The 19,107-nt window shown below is 69.2% G+C and carries 20 protein-coding genes; 13 read left to right on the top strand and 7 right to left on the bottom strand.

Annotated features, from left to right (window positions below; translation table 11 throughout):
- Position 1 precedes the first annotated feature (1 nt).
- On the bottom strand, positions 2 to 880 hold the full coding sequence (locus AC0662_RS34790; protein WP_478305994.1) for a LysR substrate-binding domain-containing protein: 879 nt from the start codon (positions 878 to 880) through the stop codon (positions 2 to 4).
- A 101-nt stretch (positions 881 to 981) separates the two neighbouring features.
- Here AC0662_RS34790 and AC0662_RS34785 point away from each other — a divergent pair, with 101 nt between their 5' ends.
- The 4 genes from AC0662_RS34785 to AC0662_RS34770 are packed head-to-tail and all read left to right on the top strand — an operon-like array spanning position 982 to position 5,276.
- Complete coding sequence (locus AC0662_RS34785; protein ID WP_478305992.1) at positions 982 to 1,992, top strand: tripartite tricarboxylate transporter substrate binding protein; 1,011 nt, start codon at positions 982 to 984, stop codon at positions 1,990 to 1,992.
- Positions 1,989 to 2,522, top strand: coding sequence for a tripartite tricarboxylate transporter TctB family protein (locus tag AC0662_RS34780; protein ID WP_478305990.1), 534 nt, complete (start codon positions 1,989 to 1,991; stop codon positions 2,520 to 2,522). The genes AC0662_RS34785 and AC0662_RS34780 overlap by 4 nt, the downstream gene beginning before the upstream one ends.
- A 1-nt stretch (position 2,523) precedes the next feature.
- Positions 2,524 to 4,032, top strand: a complete 1,509-nt coding sequence (locus tag AC0662_RS34775) for a tripartite tricarboxylate transporter permease (protein ID WP_478305988.1) — start codon at positions 2,524 to 2,526, stop codon at positions 4,030 to 4,032.
- Positions 4,029 to 5,276 carry a glucarate dehydratase family protein gene (locus AC0662_RS34770; protein ID WP_478305986.1) on the top strand — a complete coding sequence of 416 codons (1,248 nt, stop codon included), beginning with the start codon at positions 4,029 to 4,031 and terminating at the stop codon, positions 5,274 to 5,276. Before AC0662_RS34775 ends, AC0662_RS34770 begins: the two co-directional genes overlap by 4 nt.
- On the opposite strand, the gene AC0662_RS34765 is transcribed toward AC0662_RS34770, so the two are convergent.
- Together AC0662_RS34765 and AC0662_RS34760 are read right to left on the bottom strand one after the other, a co-directional pair.
- On the bottom strand, positions 5,251 to 5,949 hold the full coding sequence (locus AC0662_RS34765) for a FadR/GntR family transcriptional regulator (protein ID WP_478305984.1): 699 nt from the start codon (positions 5,947 to 5,949) through the stop codon (positions 5,251 to 5,253). The two genes, AC0662_RS34770 and AC0662_RS34765, sit on opposite strands and share 26 nt — an antisense overlap.
- Positions 5,934 to 7,049: an L-talarate/galactarate dehydratase gene (locus tag AC0662_RS34760; protein WP_478305983.1), complete on the bottom strand. Its 1,116-nt coding sequence runs from the start codon at positions 7,047 to 7,049 to the stop codon at positions 5,934 to 5,936. The genes AC0662_RS34765 and AC0662_RS34760 overlap by 16 nt, the downstream gene beginning before the upstream one ends.
- 198 nt (positions 7,050 to 7,247) lie before the next feature.
- On the opposite strand from AC0662_RS34760, the gene glsA reads away from it, so the two are divergent.
- Positions 7,248 to 8,762 carry a glutaminase A gene (glsA, locus tag AC0662_RS34755; RefSeq protein WP_478305981.1) on the top strand — a complete coding sequence of 505 codons (1,515 nt, stop codon included), beginning with the start codon at positions 7,248 to 7,250 and terminating at the stop codon, positions 8,760 to 8,762.
- Between the two features lie 97 nt (positions 8,763 to 8,859).
- Here glsA and glmS read toward each other — a convergent pair whose 3' ends face one another.
- The 3 genes from glmS to nucS form a co-directional block, all read right to left on the bottom strand.
- Positions 8,860 to 10,680 (bottom strand): glutamine--fructose-6-phosphate transaminase (isomerizing), encoded by a 1,821-nt coding sequence (gene glmS, locus AC0662_RS34750; protein ID WP_478305979.1) that lies wholly within the window; start codon positions 10,678 to 10,680, stop codon positions 8,860 to 8,862.
- 41 nt (positions 10,681 to 10,721) lie between these two features.
- A complete protein-coding gene (locus AC0662_RS34745) occupies positions 10,722 to 11,006 on the bottom strand; it encodes a hypothetical protein (RefSeq protein WP_238151128.1) in 285 nt (94 codons plus the stop codon).
- A gap of 96 nt (positions 11,007 to 11,102) precedes the next feature.
- A complete protein-coding gene (gene nucS / locus AC0662_RS34740) occupies positions 11,103 to 11,762 on the bottom strand; it encodes an endonuclease NucS (RefSeq protein ID WP_452201885.1) in 660 nt (219 codons plus the stop codon).
- Between the two features lie 49 nt (positions 11,763 to 11,811).
- Here nucS and AC0662_RS34735 point away from each other — a divergent pair, with 49 nt between their 5' ends.
- The 7 genes from AC0662_RS34735 (at position 11,812) to AC0662_RS34705 (ending at position 17,459) form a co-directional block, all read left to right on the top strand.
- The gene (locus AC0662_RS34735) at positions 11,812 to 12,135 is read left to right on the top strand and encodes a hypothetical protein (protein WP_452201883.1); all 324 of its coding nucleotides are present in this window, start codon (positions 11,812 to 11,814) and stop codon (positions 12,133 to 12,135) included.
- Complete coding sequence (locus tag AC0662_RS34730; RefSeq protein WP_452201881.1) at positions 12,132 to 13,013, top strand: class I SAM-dependent methyltransferase; 882 nt, start codon at positions 12,132 to 12,134, stop codon at positions 13,011 to 13,013. Before AC0662_RS34735 ends, AC0662_RS34730 begins: the two co-directional genes overlap by 4 nt.
- The gene (locus AC0662_RS34725) at positions 13,010 to 13,465 is read left to right on the top strand and encodes an NUDIX domain-containing protein (protein ID WP_452201880.1); all 456 of its coding nucleotides are present in this window, start codon (positions 13,010 to 13,012) and stop codon (positions 13,463 to 13,465) included. Before AC0662_RS34730 ends, AC0662_RS34725 begins: the two co-directional genes overlap by 4 nt.
- A 63-nt stretch (positions 13,466 to 13,528) precedes the next feature.
- Positions 13,529 to 15,307 carry a 3-hydroxyacyl-CoA dehydrogenase family protein gene (locus AC0662_RS34720; protein WP_452201878.1) on the top strand — a complete coding sequence of 593 codons (1,779 nt, stop codon included), beginning with the start codon at positions 13,529 to 13,531 and terminating at the stop codon, positions 15,305 to 15,307.
- Positions 15,308 to 15,340: 33 nt separating this feature from the next.
- Positions 15,341 to 15,646 carry a hypothetical protein gene (locus AC0662_RS34715; protein ID WP_478305975.1) on the top strand — a complete coding sequence of 102 codons (306 nt, stop codon included), beginning with the start codon at positions 15,341 to 15,343 and terminating at the stop codon, positions 15,644 to 15,646.
- Positions 15,643 to 16,680 (top strand): zeta toxin family protein, encoded by a 1,038-nt coding sequence (locus AC0662_RS34710; protein ID WP_478305973.1) that lies wholly within the window; start codon positions 15,643 to 15,645, stop codon positions 16,678 to 16,680. The genes AC0662_RS34715 and AC0662_RS34710 overlap by 4 nt, the downstream gene beginning before the upstream one ends.
- A gap of 92 nt (positions 16,681 to 16,772) precedes the next feature.
- Entirely contained in the window at positions 16,773 to 17,459 is a 687-nt protein-coding gene (locus AC0662_RS34705) for an ROK family protein (RefSeq protein ID WP_478305971.1), read from the top strand.
- A gap of 14 nt (positions 17,460 to 17,473) precedes the next feature.
- Here the strand turns inward: AC0662_RS34705 and AC0662_RS34700 are convergent, their stop codons facing one another.
- Complete coding sequence (locus AC0662_RS34700; protein ID WP_478305969.1) at positions 17,474 to 18,253, bottom strand: phytanoyl-CoA dioxygenase family protein; 780 nt, start codon at positions 18,251 to 18,253, stop codon at positions 17,474 to 17,476.
- 49 nt (positions 18,254 to 18,302) lie between these two features.
- Here AC0662_RS34700 and AC0662_RS34695 point away from each other — a divergent pair, with 49 nt between their 5' ends.
- Positions 18,303 to 19,100 carry a helix-turn-helix domain-containing protein gene (locus AC0662_RS34695; RefSeq protein ID WP_452201869.1) on the top strand — a complete coding sequence of 266 codons (798 nt, stop codon included), beginning with the start codon at positions 18,303 to 18,305 and terminating at the stop codon, positions 19,098 to 19,100.
- Positions 19,101 to 19,107 lie beyond the last annotated feature (7 nt).

Here is a 19,107-nt window from a genome sequence, read left to right as displayed (position 1 = left end):
TCTAGTGATGCTCTGGGAGCATCGTGAGCACGCGCTGCAGCACCGGGCTCGTCGCGTCCCGCCGCCAGATCGCATGCAGCTCGACCGGTTCGCCGACGCCGTCCAGGTCGCAGTACGTGACACCCTCAACGCCCAGACCGCGCGCTGCGGCCGGGACCAGCGCGACTCCGCGACCGGCCGCAACCAGCAGGATCACGGTGAGGATCTGCTGGACCCGCTGCTCGATCCGCGGATGCGACGCGGCGAGGAACCGGACGGTCAGCTCGTGGAAGTACCGGGCCTGGGTCGGCGAGTAGCTGATCACCTGCTCGCCGGCGAAGTCGGCCGCCCGCAACGGCCGGCCGAGCGCCGCGAGCCGATGGTTGCCGGGGACAACGGCACACAACGGCTCCCGGAACACGATCCGGGAGTCCAGTACGTCGGAGTCGAACGGCGGCCGCCCGAGCCCGAGATCGAGCTCACCGCGCAGCAGGCCGTCGATCTGCGCCGGCGTGACCCGTTCGTGCAGGATCACGTCGACGTCCGGCAGTTCCTCCGACATCAGGCGCAGCAGCGGGCCGAGAGTACGGATCGCGGAGGTTGCGGTGAACCCGAGCCGCAGTGTCCCGGCCGCACCCTGGTCGACCCGGCGCGCGAGATCGCCCGCGGTCTCGACGAGGGCGAGCAACCGGCGGGCCTCGGTGAGGAACGCCTGCCCGGCCTCGGTCAGCTCGACCTTGCGGTTGTCGCGTTCGAGCAGCCGGGCACCGACGGCGCGTTCGAGTTTCTGCACCTGGCGGCTCAGCGGCGGCTGGGTCATGTTCAGCCGATCGGCGGCGCGGCCGAAGTGCAGTTCCTCGGCGACGGCGACGAACGCGCTCAGCTGGTCGAGCGAAAACATGATTCCCGAAAGGTATCACTCGATGCCTTATCGGCCTTGGACACGCATGATCGCCGCTTCCTACGCTCACGCAATCCCACTCTGCGTAGAGGAGGAGTTCCATGCTGTTAGGCAAGCCCGACCGCCGCGTCCTGGTGATGGCGGTCAGCGCGGTCTCTGCATCCGTTCTGCTGGCCGGCTGCGGTGGGGTCAAGACGACCTCCACCGGCGGCAAGGGCGACTACCCGACCGGCAACATCCAGATGAGCGTCGGCGCGTCGCCCGGCGGCAGTACCGACCTGATCACCCGCGCGATCGCGGAAGGCGTCGGCAAGGACCTCGGCGTCTCGGTGCCGGTGGTCAACAAACCCGGGGCGAACGGCGCACTGAACGCCAAGGAACTCCAGTCCGCCAAGCCCGACGGCTACAAGATCGCGGTGCAGAACGCGTCGCTGTTCACGATCACACCGCTCGCCGTCTCCCCGAACGAAGTGGTGAAGCTCGACGACTTCGACCTGCTCGGCGGGATCTCACAGGACGACTACGTGCTGATCGCCCCGGTCGGTTCGGGCTACAAGTCGATCGCCGATCTGAAGAAGGCGGGCAAGAACGTCAAGTACGGCACCACCGGTGTCGGGACCGGCGCGCAGTTGGCGTCGGCGCTGACGTTCAAACAGGCTGGTATACCAGCGACCGACGTACCGTTCGACGGTGGTGCTCCGGCGCTGACCGCGCTGCTCGGGAGTCAGGTCGACGTGGCAACGATCCAGGTCGGTGACGGGATCGAGCAGGTGAAGGCGCGCAAGGTCGTCCCGCTGGCGGTGTTCTCGGCCGAGCGGATCAAGTTCCTGCCCGACGTGCCGACCGCCAAGGAGCAGGGGTACGACGTGGTGGTCTCGCAGTACCGCTTCCTGACGGCACCGAAGGGGACGCCGGACGATGTGAAGACGAAACTCGCCGACGCGGCGAAGAAGACGTACGCGACCGACACCTACAAGAAGTTCAACGACGCGCACTGCCTGACGCCGATCGAGGTGTCGCCGGACGAGGTTCGGAAGATCCTCGACGGGTACGCGACGAAGTACAAGGCGCAGCTGGATCAGTTCGGGATCTCGCTGGCGGCGAAGAAGTGAGTGCCGCCGAAGAACTGCGTGCTGCCGGACAAGCGAGTGCTGCCGGAGACCAGGAGACGCTGCTTGCGGAGCTGGCCGAAGAGCGGCCGCCGCACGCGGGGCCGTGGTCGCAGCTCGGGGCCGCGGTCGTGGCCGGTCTGATCGGCATCGGGGGACTGGTCGGGTCGCTCGCGCTCGGGCTCGGGCGGTTGACCCAGCCGGGGCCGGGGCTGTGGCCGTTCGTGATCAGTGTCGTCGTCACAGTGCTGGCCGTGGTGCTCGCGCTGGTCGGCCGGCACGGGACGGATACGGAGCAGTTCTCGCGGTCGAGCGTGCTGACGGCGGTCGCCGTCGCGTCGCTGGTCGTCTTCGCGGCCTTGTTGCCGGTGATCGGGTTCGAGATCCCGTCGCTGCTGCTGGCGTTCGTGTGGCTGCGGTTCCTCGGCAAGGAGTCGTGGGTGTCGTCCGTCGCGGTCAGCGTGGGCACGGTGGCGGCGTTCTACGTGCTCTTCGTGCTGCTCCTCCAGATCCCACTGCCGAGGCTGATCTGACATGAACTTTCTCAGCCCGGTGGTCGACGGTTTCGGCGTCGTCCTCGAGCCGATGAACCTGTTGTACTGCCTGATCGGCGTCGTCATCGGCATGCTGATCGGCGTACTGCCCGGCCTAGGCCCGGCCGCGACGATCGCGATCCTGCTGCCGATCACGTACGGCGTCGAGCCGGTGTCCGCGATCATCATGCTGGCCGGCATCTTCTACGGCGCCCAGTACGGCGGAACCATCACGTCCGTCCTGCTCCGCCTCCCCGGCGAGGCGTCCTCGGTGGTCACGGTCTTCGACGGCTTCGCACTCGCCAAACAAGGACGAGCCGGTACGGCGCTCGGCGTCGCGGCGATCGGCTCGTTCATCGGCGGCACGGTGTCGATCATCGGGCTGACGCTGCTCGCCCCGCTGGTCGCGAAGGTGGCGCTCGACTTCGGTCCACCCGAGTACGCCGCGCTGTCGTTGTTCGGCGTACTGCTGGTGGCGACCGTGGGGAACGGTGGTCGGACGAAGGCGGTGATCGCGGCGGGGCTCGGATTGCTGCTCGCCACGGTCGGCCGGGACACGTTCACGGGAGCCAGCCGGTTCACCTTCGACAGCCTGAACCTTGCCGACGGCATCGACTTCGTGCCGATCGCGATGGGGCTGTTCGGGCTCGGCGAGATCCTCTACAACCTGGAAGAACGGCATACCAGACAGCAGCAGCCGGTCGCGGTCGCGAACGCCTGGCCGTCGCGGGCCGATCTGCGGCAGTCCCGCGGTGCGATCGGGCGCGGTTCGGTGATCGGGTTCGTGCTCGGCGTCCTGCCCGGTGGTGGCGCGACCCTGTCCTCGCTGGTCGCGTACGCGGTGGAGAAGCGGCGGGCGAAGCAGCCGGAGCGCTTCGGCCGTGGCGCGGTCGAGGGGGTGGCGGCGCCGGAGACGGCGAACAACGCGGCGGCCACCTCGTCGTTCATCCCACTGCTGACGCTTGGTATACCAGCGAACGCGACGATGGCGTTGATGTTCGGCGCGCTGCTGATCCAGGGCATCCCGCCCGGGCCGCAGCTGGTGTCGGAACATCCGGACCTGTTCTGGGGTGTCGTCAACTCGATGTACCTCGGCAACATCCTGCTGCTGATCATGAGCATCCCGCTGGTCGGGCTGTTCGTGAAGATCCTCAAGGTCCGGCCCGCGGTACTGGCGCCGATCACGGTGCTGATCACGCTGCTCGGCGTCTACACCGTGGCGAACCAGGTCTTCGACATCTTCTTGGTGATCGCGTTCGGTGTGCTCGGGTACCTGATGAAGAAGTTCGGTTTCGAGCCGGGGCCGCTGGTGCTCGCGTTCGTCCTGGGTAGCGTGATGGAGACCGCCGTACGGCAGTCGTTGCTGATCTTCGGTGGCAACCCGGCCGGCTTCTTCACCCGCCCGATCTCCGGCACGGTGCTGGCGGCGCTGGTCGTCGTCCTCGCGCTGCCTGCGGTTCGGCGGCAACTCAAGCGACGGCAGCTCAACCGACAGAAGGAACTCGTATGACGGGCATCTCCAGCATCGACCTGACCCCAGTGGCCTTCGCCGATCCGCCACTGCTCAACGTCGTCGGCGTCCACGAACCGTTCGCGCTGCGGACGATCGTGCGGGTGTGGACCGACGAGGGGCTGGTCGGGCTGGGGGAGACGTACGCCGCGGACGACCACCTGGAACGGTTGCGGGCGGTCGCCGCCGTGCTGCCCGGGCTCGACGTCTTCGACCTCAACGGATTGCGCCAGCGCGTCCGCGACGTACTGACGTCCGGTGGTACTCAAGTCGGCGGGATGCTGAACCTGCAGGATCCCGCCGACGTGGTGCTGTCGCCGTTCGAGGTCGCGCTGCTCGATCTCCAGGGCAAACTACTCGACCGCCCGGTGGCGGACCTGCTCGGCGGCGCGGTGCGGGACGAGGTGCCGTTCAGCGCGTACCTGTTCTACAAGTGGGCCGCGCACCCGGGTAACGACGCGGACGAGTGGGGCGAGGCGCTCGATCCGGAAGGCATCGTGCGGCAGGCCCGGAAGATGGTCGACGAGTACGGCTTCACTGCGATCAAGCTCAAGGGCGGCGTGTTCGCTCCGGAGCAGGAGGCCGAGGCGGTCCGCGCGCTCGCGGAGGCGTTCCCGGAGCACAAGCTGCGGATCGATCCGAACTGCGCGTGGACCGTCGACACCTCGGTACGGGTCGCGCGGGAGCTCGACGGAGTACTCGAGTACCTCGAGGATCCGACGCCCGGGATCGACGGGATGGCGGCCGTAGCGCGGCAGACCGACATCCCGTTGGCGACGAACATGTGCGTGATCGCGTTCTCGCACCTCAAGCCGTCGGTGCTCGCGGACGCCGTCCAGGTTGTGCTCTCGGATCACCACTACTGGGGCGGACTGCGGCGGTCCCAGTTGCTGGCAGGGATCTGCGACACGTTCGGGATGGGGCTGTCGATGCACTCCAACTCGCACCTCGGGATCAGCCTGGCGGCGATGACCCATCTGGCCGCCGCCACGCCGAACCTGACCTACGCGTGCGACACCCACTACCCCTGGAAGACGGAGGACGTGATCAAACCCGGCGTACTCTCCTTCGACTCCGGGAGCGTGCGCGTGCCGACCGGGCCCGGTCTCGGGATCGAGCTGGACGAGGACGCGGTCGGGGCCTTGCACGAGCAGTACCTGGCGTGCGGGCTCCGCAAGCGCGACGACACGGCGTACATGCGGACGGTCGATCCCGGGTTCAGCCCGAATACTGCCCGCTGGTGAGGCGGTGGCGGGTGTTCGCCAGGTGCACCCGCGCCGCCGCCCGGGCCGCCTCGGGGTCGGCGCGTTCGATCGCGGCGTGGATGTTCTCGTGCTCGTGGATCACCCGGGTCAGGTGGTCCGGGTCGGACATCTCGTACGCCGGGTCGAGTTGCGTGCGAGGCAGCATGATCATCATCGGCCCGAGCTCGCCGATCAGGTCGCTGTAGAACCGGTTGCCGGAAGCAACGGCGACCTTGAGGTGGAACGCGAAGTCCGCCTCGACTGACCGGCTCGGGTCGTCACCGACCCGCCGGAAGCCGTCGAGCGCCCGCTCGATCGCCTTCAGCTGATGATCGGTACGCCGGCTCGCGGCCAGCCCCGCCGCCTCACTCTCGACGCCGACCCGGAAGTCCATCAGATCGAGCACGTCCTGGTGCGAGCGGACCGCGCGCAGTCCCGGCGTACGGTCCGGGACCTCGAGGACGAACGAACCGCGGCCCTGGAAGGTCTCCACCAGACCGGCCGCCTGCAGCCGCGAGACGGCCTCGCGGACGACGGTCCGGCTGACGCCGAACTCCTCGACCAGGCTGTTCTCACCCGGGAGTTTCGCGCCCGGCGCGATCTGCCCGCCGAGGATCCGCTGCTTCAGGTCCTCGACGATCTGCTGGGCCAGACCGCTCACCGGAACTCGCACTTGTCGACGGTCCAGCGCGCGCACTGCTCGCTGGTGGTGAACCCGAGACCCGGCCGGTCCGGCACCAGCATCCGCCCGTCGACGGTCTCCAGCCGCTCGTTGAACAAGGGGTTCAGCCATTCGAAGTGCTCGACCCACGGCTCCCGCGGGTACGCCGCCGCGAGGTGCAGGTGGATCTCCATCGCGAAGTGCGGCGCGAGCTGGAGACCGTTGTGGTCGGCCAGCGTCGCGAGCCTGAGGAACGGCGTGATGCCACCGATCCGCGGCGCGTCGGGCTGGATGATGTCGGCCGCCCGGGCCTCGATCAGCCGCACGTGCTCGCCGACACTCGACAGCATCTCGCCGGTCGCGATCGGCGTATCGAGCGCCGCCGCGAGCTGCGCGTGCCCCTCCGCGTCGTACGCGTCCAACGGCTCCTCGATCCACACCAGATCGAACTGCTCCAGCACCCGCCCGAACCGCAACGCCGTCGGCCGGTCCCACTGCTGGTTCGCGTCCACCATCAGTGGTACGTCGTCCCCGAGGTGTTCCCGCACCGCGCGGACCCGGTCCAGATCGATCCGCGTGTCGGGCTGGCCGACCTTGATCTTGATACCGCCGATGCCGTCAGCCAGCGACTTCGACGCGCGTTCCTTGACCTCCTCGATCGGTGCGTGCAGGAAGCCGCCGGATGTGTTGTAGGCGCGGACCGAGTCCCGGTGCGCGCCGAGTAGCTTCGCCAGCGGGAGGTCGGCCCGCTTCGCCTTCAGGTCCCACAGCGCGATGTCGATCGCCGCGATCGCCTGGGTCGCGACACCCGACCGGCCCACCGAGGCGCCGGCCCAGAGCAACTTGTCGTACACCTTCGCGATGTCGGACGGGTCCTCGCCGATCAGGTTCGCCGCGACCTCCTTGGCATGCGCGTACTGCGCCGGCCCGCCGGCTCGTTTGGAGTAGCTGAACCCGATGCCGTGCTGGTCCTGCTCGGTCGCGATCTCCGCGAACAGGAAGACGATCTCGGTCATCGGGCGCTGGCGGCCGGTCAGCACCTTGGCGTCACTGATCGGCTGCTCGAGCGGGAGGACGACGGAGGAGAGCTGCACGTGGCGGATGCGGTCCATGGCGAGTGATCGTACAAGTAGAGAACTTGTCTGACAACAGGTCCGGCAAGTGGTCTGACAGGGCAAAAGTTTTGACGTTTCTGTAACACCAGGTGACCATTCCGGAAACACTCGGCCGGGAGGCTGCTGCCCCGCCGACAGCGTGGTCGTGCGCCGGCCTGCCGCCACAGGCGCCGTCATCTGGGGAAGGAAGCAGTCATGGACCTGTCGGAGCAGCAGCTCCAGGCGTTCGGGACGATCGACACGGACGGCGACTCCCGCATCTGGACCTGGGAGCTACTCAGCCGGCTCGGACAGACCGGGATCCAGCCGACCGACCCGCGCGTGCGAGCCGCGCTGGCGAGTGTTGTCGACCCCGGCGACCGCCTGGCCGGGATCGGCAGCCAGCCGGTGCAGATCAACCTGGATCAGTTCGCCGAGATCGTGAACCACGGTGACGGACTGGTGGGCCGGGCATTGACCGGCGATCTGGCCGTCTCGCCGGAGGAGTTCCAGGAGTTCGCCCGTGGCGTCCAGGCGGCGTACGCCGACCTGCTGCCGAACCGGGACGGCAACGTCGCCGACTACATCCCGACGCTGCGCGACGCCGACCCGGAGCGGTTCGGGATCGCGATCTGCACGGCCGACGGCCAGACGTTCTCGATCGGCGACGCCGACCTGGGGTTCAGCGTGCAGTCGACGTCGAAACCGTTCACCTACGCGATGGCGCTCGAGGAACTCGGGCCGACCGAGGTCCACCAGTGGGTCGGCCAGGAGCAGAGCGGCGGGACGTTCAACGACTACCGGCTGTCCCTCGGCGAGGGCCGCAGGCCGCACAACCCGATGATCAACGCCGGCGCGATGGCCACCCTCGCACTCGTTGACCACGGCAAGCAGACCAGCGACCGGTTCCGTACAGTGCGCGACACCTGGACCAGGATGATGGGTCAGGCGCCGGGCTTCGACCAGGAGACGTACCTGGCCGAGAAGGCCACCGGTGACGGGAACCGCGGGCTGGCGAGCCTGATGAAGGCCGCGGACATGCTGAAGGCGGAGCCGGGGGAGGACGGCGCGGCCCGGACGGCCGACTTCTACTTCCAGATCTGTTCGCTGGAGGTGGACGCGCAACGGCTGGCCGCCGCCGGCGCCACGCTTGCGAACGGCGGCGTCGCGCCGTACTCCGGGGAGCGGGTCTTCTCCCACGAGACCGCGGCGCGGGTGCTGTCGGTGATGGGCCACAGCGGGATGTACAACGACTCCGGGACATTCTCCGACCAGGTCGGGCTGCCGGCCAAGAGCGGGGTGTCCGGCAACGTGATGATGGTGGTGCCGTCGAAGCGGCTGGCCGTGGTCACCTTCTCGCCCCGCCTGGACGCGGCCGGCAACTCGGTCCGCGGCGTCGAGGTGTGCAAGCGACTGGTCAACGACTTCGGCCTGCACCCGTACCGCGGCCTCGGCGCGGATCGCCAGCGCACCACCGGACTGAACACCACCGGACTGAACACTGCCGGACTGAACAACGCCGACCGACGGGCCGAGGCAGCCGGCGCCGCGCACCACGCACTGAGCGGCGTCTCCCGCCCCGGCACCCGAACCGCCACCGATCGCACCACGACCGACCGCACCACCACCGACCGCAGCACCACCGAGGGCGCCGCTAACGACGGCTCCACTGCCGACCGCATCGCTGCGCAGGTGGCTCGGAGCAGCGCCCCGACGGGTCACCAGATCTGATCGCGGATCCCCAGACCATCACAATCCAACGGCCCCCGCCACGACGAGCGTGGCGGGGGCCGCTGGGTGCTGATTGTGATGGCCTGGCGGTACGTACTTACTCGACGGTGACCGACTTCGCCAGGTTGCGCGGCTTGTCGACGTCGTGGCCGAGGGCGACCGCCGCGTAGTACGCGATGATCTGCAGCGGGATGGTCAGCAGGATCGGGTCCAGCTCGGCCTCGTTCTTCGGTACGACGATCTTCGCCGCGACCCCGTCCGGTACGTCGACGCCCGGGTGCGTGACGACGTACAGCGGGCCGGAGCGGGCGCCGATCTCGTGCAGCGCGCCGATGTTCCGGTCGAGCAGCTCGTCGTCGGGGACGATCGCGACGCTCGGGACGTCCGGCGAGATCAGCGCGAGCGGACCGTGCTTGAGCTCGGAGGTCTGGTACGCCTCGGCGTGCCGGTACGAGATCTCCTTCAGCTTCTGCGCACCCTCGCGCGCGACCGGGTAGCCGCGGGTCCGGCCGACGAAGAACAGGCTCTCGTGCTGCGCGAGGCGGCCGGCGATCTTGGCCAGCTCCTCCTCCTGCGCGACGATCGCGGCGATGTCCTCGGGCAGCTTCTTCAGGCCGTCGATCAGCCGGCGGCCGTCGGCGGGGGAGACGTCGCGGATCCGGCCGAGGTGGATGCCGAGCATCGCGAACCCGACCGCCATGTTGGTCAGCGCCTTCGTCGACGCGACCGAGACCTCCGGGCCGGCGTGCAGGTACACACCGCCGTCGACCTCACGGGCGATGCTCGAGCCGACCGCGTTCACCAGGCCGATCACGCGACCGCCCTTGCGCTTCAGCTCCTGCACCGCGACCAGGGTGTCCAGAGTTTCACCGGACTGCGAGACCGCGACGTACAGCGTGTCCCGCTCGACGACCGGGTTGCGGTAGCGGAACTCCGACGCCGGCTCGGCGTCGGCGGGGATCCGGGCGACCTCCTCGATGAACTGCGCGCCCATCTGACCGGCGTAGTACGCCGAGCCGCAGCCGAGGATCTTGACCCGCTTGATTTCCCGGGCCTCGCGGGCGTCCATGTTCAGGCCGCCGAGGTGCACGGTGTGGAAGCGCTCGTCCAGACGGCCGCGGATCACCCGGCCGACGGCGTCCGGCTGCTCGTGGATCTCCTTCATCATGAAGTGCTCGTGCAGGCCGCGCTCGAACTCCTCGGCCTCCCACTCGACCGTCTTCGCGGTCTTGTTGGTCGGCGAGGCGTCCTGGGTGAAGGTGCGGTAGCCGTCGGCGCGGACGGTGGCGAGCTCGCCGTCGTCCAAGTAGACGACCTGGCGGGTGTAGCGGATCAGCGCGGCCGCGTCGGAGGCGACGTGCATCTCGCCGTCGCCGATGCCGAGGATCAGCGGGCTGCCGTTGCGGGCGACGACGATCCGGTCCGGGAAGTCCAGGTCGACGACCGCGATGCCGTACGTGCCCTCGATCCGGCGCAGGGCGGCCAGCACCTTCTCCTCGAGGGTGTCGCCGTCGGCCTGCTCGATCAGGTGCGCGAGCACCTCGGTGTCGGTCTCGGAGCGCAGCTTGACGCCGGTGTCCTCGAGCTGGGTGCGGATCGCTCCGGCGTTGTCGAAGATGCCGTTGTGTACGACGGCGATCCGCTCGTTGCCGCTGGCGTGCGGGTGGGCGTTGTCCTTGCTCGGACCGCCGTGGGTGGCCCATCGGGTGTGGCCGATGCCGAGCTTGCCGCCGAACCGCTTGGGCAGCGACGCCTCCAGCTCGCGGACCCGGCCGGCGTCCTTGTGCACCTTCAGCTCACTCGAGCCGAGGACGGCGACCCCGGCGGAGTCGTAGCCGCGGTACTCGAGCCGAGCCAGTCCGTCCACCAGGATGGGCGCGGCCGGCTTGGTGCCGACGTACCCGACGATTCCGCACATGGAGTGGTTGCCCCTTCGTAGGTTTTGCGGGAGGAGGCCCGTCAGCCGTAGACGATCCGTCGCAGCTGCCGGGCGGAGAGTTCGGGTGAGCGGACCGGCCAGTGCCGGAGCTCGGTGCCGAGGCGCGCGAAGATCTCGTCGTTGCGGGCGCCGTAGGTCTGCAGCTCACGGTGCCGGCGCCGGACGTACTCCTCGGTCGTCTCGGTGAAATAGGCCAGTACGTCGGCGACCACGCGCCGCGCGACATCCGCCGACAGTCCGGTCGTCCGGCTGACCTGATCGGCCAGCTCGTCGACCGGCTCCACGGCCGCCGCCTCACTGATCACGCGTCAACCATGCAGCGTTTCCCGGTCCATGGCAAAGGATCTGCCCGAAATCGGGCAAATTCCTTGCTTTGTCAGGATCTAGAACAGGCGCAGTGGTTAGAACAGGCGCAGCACGTCGGACTCCATGCCGCGGAGGACGTCGTAGTCGACCGTCAGGCACTCCAGGCCGCGGTCGGTGGCCAGGAACTGGGCCTGGGGCTTGATCAGCTGCGCGGCGAAGATCCCGCGGACCGGGGCGAGCAGCGGGTCGCGGTTGAGCAGCTCGACGTACCGGGTCAGCTGCTCGACGCCGTCGATCTCGCCGCGACGCTTGATCTCGACCGCGACGTGCTTGCCGTCGGCGTCCCGGAGCAGCAGGTCGACCGGGCCGATCGCGGTCGGGTACTCCCGGCGTACCAGCGTCCAGCCCTCGCCGAAGGTGGTGACGTGCTCGGCGAGCAGTTCCTGCAGGTGCGCCTCGACGCCGTCCTTGATCAGCCCGGGGTCGGTCCCGAGCTCGTACGAGGTGTCGCTGTGCACCTCCTCGAGCGTGATCCGGAGCTCCTCACCCGCCTTGTTGGTGACGCTCCAGACCCCCTCTTCCTCCGTCAGCTTGCACGGCGGCGACATCCAGTTCAGCGGCTTGTACGACCCGCCGTCGGCGTGGATCAGCACCGACCCGTCCGCCTTCACCATCAGCAGCCGCGGCGCCATCGGCAAATGAGCCGTCAGCCGCCCCGAGTAGTCGACAGAACACGTAGCAATCACCAAGCGCACGAGAAAGCACCGTAGTGCACGGACCGGGGGGAGTGGGAGGGTGGTGAGCATGATGCCGAAGGTGAGCGAGCGGGCGATCGCCGAGTACGACGCGGTCGCGGCGGGGCTGGAGTCGGCCGGCGTGGTGCGGGGAAGCATGTTCGGCATGCCCTGTCTCAAGGTCGGCAAGAAGGTGCTCGCCGGGATGTTCGGCGACGCGATGACGTTCAAACTCCCGCCCGCGGCGCGCGAACAGGCGCTCGCGCTGCCGGGTGTCGAGCAGTTCGATCCCGGCATGGGCCGGCCGATGAAGGAGTGGGTGAAGATCCCGCTCGCCCAGTCGGCGGTCTGGCCCGACTACGCCGCCGACGCGCTGGAGTACGTCGCGAAATGAACCTCATGTGCCCGGCCCGGATCCTGCTGCTGCCCGGAGACGTTCAGGACGCGGCCGTCGCGGAACGGATCGCCCAGGTGTACGCCGGACCGTTCGAGGCGGCCGCCGGTTCGCGCCTGGCGGAGAGCCTCGGCGTACGGCTGACCGTCGTTCCCGAGCTCACCCAGCGCCCGGACGCGGAGCTGCAGTCGATCGCGGACCTGCACCGCGGCGAGACGGTCGTCGTCCTCGGCCTGAACCTCGGCTTCAAACTCCCGGCGATCGTCGAGCACACCGGCGACGGCTGGACCCGGGTCCCTTCGGACAACGAGGTCACGCTCGCGGCGTACGAGCGGGCCGCGGACAAGTTCCGCGCCACGATCGCGGAGGATCCCAACAACGACCTGATCGACCTGCTCGCCGCCCGGATCGCCCCGGGAGCGCGCGTACTGGAGCTCGGCAGCGGGACGGGCCGCGACGCCGCGGAACTGGAGCGCCGCGGGTACGTCGTCCGCCGGACCGACGCGGCACAGGCGTTCGTCGACATGATGCGCGCGGACGGGTACGCCGCCGATCGGTTGGACGCGATCACCGACAACTACGGCGGCCCGTACGACGCGGTGTACTCCAGCGCGGTGTTCCTGCACTTCGACCGGGCGCAACTTACCGACGTACTGCGGAGGTCCGCGCGGGCGACGAAGGTGCTCGCCTTCGCCACCCGCGAGGGCAAGGGGGAGGAGTGGTCGAACCGGCACCTCGATCTGCCCCGGCACTTCGTCCTGTGGCAAGAGGAACCCTTGCGTGAGCTGCTGACCGCGACCGGCTGGACGGTCGAGCGCCTGGAGCGCAGCGACTCCCGGATCGGCACCTGGTTCCAGGTCCTGGCGGTGCGCTCGTGATCCGGGCCGGCGTGGTGCTGCTGTCCGCGGCCGGGATCGCGGCGATCGAGCGGGTGCGCGAGGGCCGGACGTACCACGTGCTGCCCGGCGGCCAGGTCGAGGACGGGGAGAGCCCGGCCGAGGCCGCGCGGCGCGAGACACACGAGGAGCTCGGGCTGCTGGTGAAGATCCGCGGCGAGGTCGCGGTCGTGCACTTCGGTGACAGCACGCAGCACTACTTCCTCGCCGAGCACATCGGCGGCGAGTTCGGCGCTGGCGAAGGCCCCGAGATGGGCAGCCCGGCCGACTCCGAGCGAGGCAGCTACCGCGCGGTGTGGTTGCCGCTGACCGGGCTCGCCGAGCGGGACCTCAAACCCGGCCCGATCGCGGCCGCGCTGGAGGCCGCGCCGGATCCGCTCTGGCTCCTGGAGGGCTGGATGGAGACGCCGGTCGTGTACGACGAGACGGTGTGAGCTTGACCTCCCGGTGACCCAACTCATGGGCGGACCAGTACCGGGACTGGCATAGTGCACAGCATGGCTCGGGAATTGACGACTGTGGGTGTGGTGGGTCTCGGCACGATGGGCGCCGGGATCGCCGAGGTGTTCGCGCGCAACGGGCTGACCGTGGTCGGCGTCGAGCGTGACGAGGAAGCCGCGAGCCGCGGCCGGGGTCACATCCAGCACTCCACCGACCGGGCCGTGAAGCGCGGCAAGCTGTCCGTCGAGGACCAGCAGGCGCTGTTCGACCGGGTCACGTTCGCCACCTCGATGGAGGCGCTCGCGGACTGCGACCTGGTGATCGAGGCGGTCGTCGAGCGGCTCGAGTTGAAGCGCGAGATCTTCGGCGCGCTGGACAAGATCGTCCGCGAGGACGCGATCCTCGCCACCAACACCTCGTCGTTGTCGGTCACCGAGATCTCGGTCGCGACCCAGCGCCCGCGGCGCGTCGTCGGCATGCACTTCTTCAACCCGGCGCCGGTGCAGGAGTTCGTCGAGGTGATCAAGACCGTCGTCACCGAGCCGGACGTGGTCGAGGACGTGCAGGCGCTGGCCCGCCGTCTCGACAAGGTCCCGGTGGTCGCGGCCGACCGGGCGGGCTTCATCGCGAACGCCCTGCTCTTCGGGTACCTGAACCACGCGGTGTCCATGGTCGAGTCGAAGTACGCGACCCGGGAGGACGTCGACGCGGCGATGCGGCTCGGCTGCGGGTACCCGATGGGACCGCTGGCGCTGCTCGACCTGATCGGTCTGGACACGGCGTACGAGATCCTCGACACGATGTACAAGCAGGGTCGCAACCGGCTGCACGCGCCGGCGCCGATCCTGAAGCAGATGGTCACCGCCGGTCTACTCGGCCGGAAGACCGGACGCGGTTTCTACACCTACGAGTCGCCCGACTCGCCGGTCGTCGTGGACGACGAGCACACCCCGTTGGTCTCGGCTGACGGCCCGGCGACCCGCCCGATCCAGCAGGTCGGCGTGGTCGGCTCCGGCACGATGGCGGTCGGCATCGTCGAGGTCCTCGCCAAGGCGGGGTACGACGTCCTGTCCGTCGCCCGCGGCACCGAGAAGGTCGACAAGGTCCGCGCCGTCTTGGAGCGCTCGCTGGAGAAGGGCGTGCAGCGCGGCAAGCTCTCGTCGGAGGAGCGCGACGCGGCGCTGCGCCGGGTGACCGGTACGGCGAAGCTCGACGACCTCGCGAGTGTCGACCTGGTGATCGAGGCCGTGGTCGAGGAGCTCAGCGTCAAGCAGGCGCTGTTCGAGACGTTCGACGAGATCTGCAAGCCGGGCGCGATCCTCGCGACCACCACGTCCTCGCTGCCGGTGATCGATCTGGCGATGGCGACCAAGCGGCCGGCCGACGTGGTCGGGCTGCACTTCTTCAACCCGGCGCCGGTGATGCAGTTGGTCGAGGTGGTCAGCACCGTCAGCACCGCGCCCGAGGTCGCCGACACGGTGGCCGGCGTGGCTGTTGCCGCTGGCAAGCACCCGGTGCGCTGCGGCGACCGAGCCGGCTTCATCGTGAACGCGCTGTTGTTCCCTTACCTGAACGACGCGGTCCGGATGCTCGAGGCGCACTACGCCGGCGTCGACGACATCGACGCCGCGATGAAGCTCGGCTGCCGCCTGCCGATGGGTCCGTTCGCCCTGCTCGACGTGGTCGGCCTGGACGTCTCGCTCGCCATCCAGCGCACGCTGTACCTCGAGTTCCGCGAGCCCGGCTTCGCCCCGGCACCGCTGCTCGAACACCTCGTCACCGCCGGCTACCTCGGTCGCAAAACCGGCCGCGGTTTCCGCGACTACTCGAACTGAGCCGTTAGGCTGGCTCCGCCGAAAGGAGCCAGCGTGCCGGACGACCCGCAGCAGCACATCACCGAGGCCGTCGGCGGTGCGCCGCTCGCGCCCCTCACCGCGGTCGAACGGATCGAGCAGGAGCGCGTCCGCACTCTGATCCAGACGGTTGCCTCGTGCTACAACTCGCTCGTCGCCCGGGAGTCCGACGAGGCTCGTCGTACCGAGCTCGTCGAGCATCGCGACCGCGCGGACGACGCCTACCGTCGCGTCTCCTCGATGTCGGCCGAGGAACGTGCTGAGGTCCTGGCCACCTACCCGGAGCTGCTGACCCGCTTGCGCGGCGACCTCGACGCATGATCGGTTTGACGGTGACCCCGGCCGAGGCCGAGGCGATCATCGAGCATCGCCAGCGGCAGCTCCGTCCGGCACGCCCTCCACGACGACCACCAGGCCAACGACCACGGGCGGTGGTGATCGGCGGTCAGGCCGGCGCCGCCAAGTCCACCATCCAGCAACTCCTCCAAGCCGCTCTCGGCAAGGACACTACGGCGTCGTACGACTTCGACGACAACGCTCTGGCCCACCCGCGGTACGACCAGCTGATGCGGTCCGGGAAGCTCGACAGACACCGCGACGTGCTCGAGTCGCTCCCGCCGCACCTCGGGCGGCTCTGCCTGGAGGCCTTGACCACCCGCGATCCGCAGTACGACGTGGTCGCGAGCACGTCGCTCGCCTGGGAAGCGGACGCCAAGAACTGGGCGGACGGCTTCGCGCGGCAGAACTACCGCGTCTCGGTCGTGTACGTCGCCACCAACGACGCGAACAGTCTGCTCAGCGTGGCGGAGCGGTACCAACGGGCGAAGGACGACACCGGTATCGGCCGGTGGGTGGCGCAGCGGCTGCACGACGCCGCGTATCACGGCGTACCCGAGACCGCGCACAAGCTCGAGTCGCAGGCGTACGTCGACGACATCTATGTCGTCGACCGGAACGGCAACGTGCTGTTCGAGAACCACCGGCAGGCCGACGGGACGATGGAGAAGCCGCCGGGTGCCCGGCAGGCGATCAACGACGAGCGGAACCGGCCGCCGACACCAGCCGAGATGGCGCAGTTCATTCAGACTCTCGAGTTCCTGCAGGGGCACGAGCCGGCGCTGGAGGAGCCGGTCGCGGCGATGGCCAGCGAGGCGCTGACCCGCGCGGCGGCGCGGCCGCGCCCCGAACAGCTGCAGCGCGACGCCGTGCCGATCGACGCCCGTCTGGCCGCGGTGCAGCATGTAGCGGGATCCGGGGTCGCCGCGGTCTCCGGGATCACTGCGCCGTCGGGCGCGGACGGATCCCGCGGGCAGGACCGTGGCCGGCCAGACCCACGCCGCACACTGGGACGCTGAGTGCGGACGACCTCCCTGGTGCTGACGCGCGCCGAAGCCCACGACCCCAGAATCCCCAGGACCGCCCGCCACGAACTAGCTAGATTGACTCGGTGCCCACACTTACGGTCGAGGTTGGCGGCTCGTCGATCCAGACGCTCGTGATCAGCGACGGTGAACCACCGCGCGAGGTTCGGCTGGACGAGCACCGGGAGCTGCCCTGGCTGGTCGCCGCGCCGGGGTTGGTGGAGGGCGATCGGGTTCGGGGCGCGCATCACCTCGGGTGGATGGACGTGTGTCTCAGCCGTGAACTCGGCATGCCGTCACCGCCGACGCTGTCGATGAACGATGCCGAGGCGGCCGCGACGGGGGAGTGGCTGCTGCTCGGGCAGCCGTCCGGGACCACGGTGTACGTCGGGATCGGTACGGGCGTCGGCGCGGTCGGGATCCGCGACGGGGACGTCGTGCCGGTTGAGTTCGGCCATCGGACGTCGTACGGCGCCAAGGTGTGCGGCGGGTGTGGCCGGCGCGGTTGCCTCGATGCGCAGATCGGTGGGCACGCGTTGTCGACACCGCTGCGTGCGGATGAGGCTGAGCTAGTCGGCACGTGTGTGCTCGACGCGTTGCGCGGTCAGGAGGTCGCGATCGACCGAGTGGTCCTGGGCGGTGGTTTGTTCCGCGTGTACCCCGAGATCGTCAGCGCCGTCCAGGCCGCCGCCGATCTCGAGGTGCTCGGCTCCCGATGCGCACCGGAGTACAAGTCCGCCGCCTACCTCGGCCTGCAGCGGACACGCCTCTGACCGATGAGTGCTTGCTACGGCTCCATCTCGGCGTAGTCGCCGCAGGGGCCGCCGCCGATGGCTTCGGGGAGGACGGTCTCGCGGCGGTCGGGGCGGATCAGGGGGTTGTAGAAGGACGCGATCTCGACGCTGTCCTCGGGGATGTAGTGGAAGATCAGCGCGCGCCGGAAGCGGTCCGGCGTACTGTTCGGCTTCGAGCCGTGCACGACGCTGCCGTGGAAGAACAGCGCGTCGCCGGCGGCCATCTGGGTCTGGACGCGCTGCATGCCGTCCGGGATCGCGACCTCGAGGCCGGTGAACGATTCGGTCAGGTCGGCGGGCTCGGGGCAGAGCAACTCGGACTTGTGCGAGCCGGGTACGACGGCCAGGCCGCCGTTCGACGAGTCGACGTCGTCGATCGCGATCCAGGCGGCCAGGCAGGTCTCCGGGTCGGCGCGCAGGGACATGTTGTCCTGGTGCAGGGCCTGCCCGCGGGCGCCCGGCGGCTTGAAGTAGAACATCGACTGGGCGCCGAGCGCCGGGCCGATCAGGGCCTGGACGACATCGAGGATCCGGTCGTCGAGCATCAGCTCGAGCGAGATCCGGCCGGCCTCGGTGTCGAGCCGCCGGTGCGGGTGCACGAAGCGCGGGTACTTCGCCAGCGGGTCGCCCTCCGGCACGTCGTCGATGGCGAGCGAGAGGTCGACGGCGACCTGGTCCATGAAGGCTTCCTTGACCTGCTCGACCTCGGCGGGCGTGAGCAGCTGCGGCACCTGGACGATCCCGTCCTGCCGGTACACATCTACGACTGTCATGTCTCCAGGATCTGTTGGCACGTGCGGTCCGGCGATAGCCTATTGAGCTGTGAACCTTCGATATCCTGCTGAGTCGCCGCATCCGGTGGTGCGCCGCCTGGATACCGGTGAGTTCGACGAAGGCCCTGAGTACGCCACGTTTCGGCGGCGCGGTACGACGGATTGGCTGCTGGTGCAGACGCTCGACGGCCGGGGACGATTCGGTCATGTCGCAGCCGAGCCCGGGACCGTCACACTGGTCCGGCCGGGGACCTTGCACGACTACGCCACGGTCGGCGACCGATGGCGGTTCCTGTACGCGCACCTGAACCCGAAGCCGGACTGGCTGCCGCTGCTCGACTGGCCAGAAGTTGCCCCCGGCATCGTTCAGCTGCGGCCCGCCACCGCGACCTTCGACCGGATCGCCGAGCACCTGCGCGACGCCGTACGGCATCAGCACAGCGTGCTGCCGCAGGCCGAGCAGCTCAGCGCCAACTCGCTCGAGGCGGCGCTGCTCTGGTGCGACACCCAGAACCCGAAGGCCGTCCAGATCGACGACCGGCTGCTGCGCGCGATCGAGCTCGTCGACCAGGACCTGACCGCGAACCTCGACGTACCCCGGCTGGCGCGCGCCGTGAACCTGTCGGTGTCGCGGTTCGCGCACCTGTTCCGCGACCAGCTCGGTGTCAGCCCGCAACAGTTCGTCGAACGCCGCCGCCTGGACGCCGCCGCCCGCCTCCTCGAACTCACCAGCCGCTCGGTCGCCTCCGTCGCCGCCCAGGTCGGCTACGCGGACCCGCTCTACTTCGCCACCCGCTTCCGTCTACACACTGGATTAAGCCCCACGACGTACCGCCGAAGGTCTTAGTCTTCTC

The organism is Kribbella sp. NPDC043289 (assembly GCF_056436705.1).
Note: the sequence above shows the minus strand (reverse complement) of the source record. Positions and strands in the feature narration are given on the sequence as shown.

Bases quoted from the DNA above. Each gene is read 5' to 3' on its own strand.
- AC0662_RS34775 (WP_478305988.1), top strand. From the start codon at position 2,524: ATGAACTTTCTCAGCCCGGTGGTCGACGGTTTCGGCGTCGTCCTCGAG.
- glmS (WP_478305979.1), bottom strand. From the start codon at position 10,680: ATGTGCGGAATCGTCGGGTACGTCGGCACCAAGCCGGCCGCGCCCATC.
- AC0662_RS34720 (WP_452201878.1), top strand. From the start codon at position 13,529: ATGGCTCGGGAATTGACGACTGTGGGTGTGGTGGGTCTCGGCACGATG.
- glsA (WP_478305981.1), top strand. From the start codon at position 7,248: ATGGACCTGTCGGAGCAGCAGCTCCAGGCGTTCGGGACGATCGACACG.
- AC0662_RS34700 (WP_478305969.1), bottom strand. From the start codon at position 18,253: ATGACAGTCGTAGATGTGTACCGGCAGGACGGGATCGTCCAGGTGCCG.
- AC0662_RS34790 (WP_478305994.1), bottom strand. From the start codon at position 880: ATGTTTTCGCTCGACCAGCTGAGCGCGTTCGTCGCCGTCGCCGAGGAA.
- AC0662_RS34785 (WP_478305992.1), top strand. From the start codon at position 982: ATGCTGTTAGGCAAGCCCGACCGCCGCGTCCTGGTGATGGCGGTCAGC.
- AC0662_RS34770 (WP_478305986.1), top strand. From the start codon at position 4,029: ATGACGGGCATCTCCAGCATCGACCTGACCCCAGTGGCCTTCGCCGAT.
- AC0662_RS34730 (WP_452201881.1), top strand. From the start codon at position 12,132: ATGAACCTCATGTGCCCGGCCCGGATCCTGCTGCTGCCCGGAGACGTT.
- AC0662_RS34710 (WP_478305973.1), top strand. From the start codon at position 15,643: ATGATCGGTTTGACGGTGACCCCGGCCGAGGCCGAGGCGATCATCGAG.
- AC0662_RS34735 (WP_452201883.1), top strand. From the start codon at position 11,812: ATGATGCCGAAGGTGAGCGAGCGGGCGATCGCCGAGTACGACGCGGTC.
- AC0662_RS34760 (WP_478305983.1), bottom strand. From the start codon at position 7,049: ATGGACCGCATCCGCCACGTGCAGCTCTCCTCCGTCGTCCTCCCGCTC.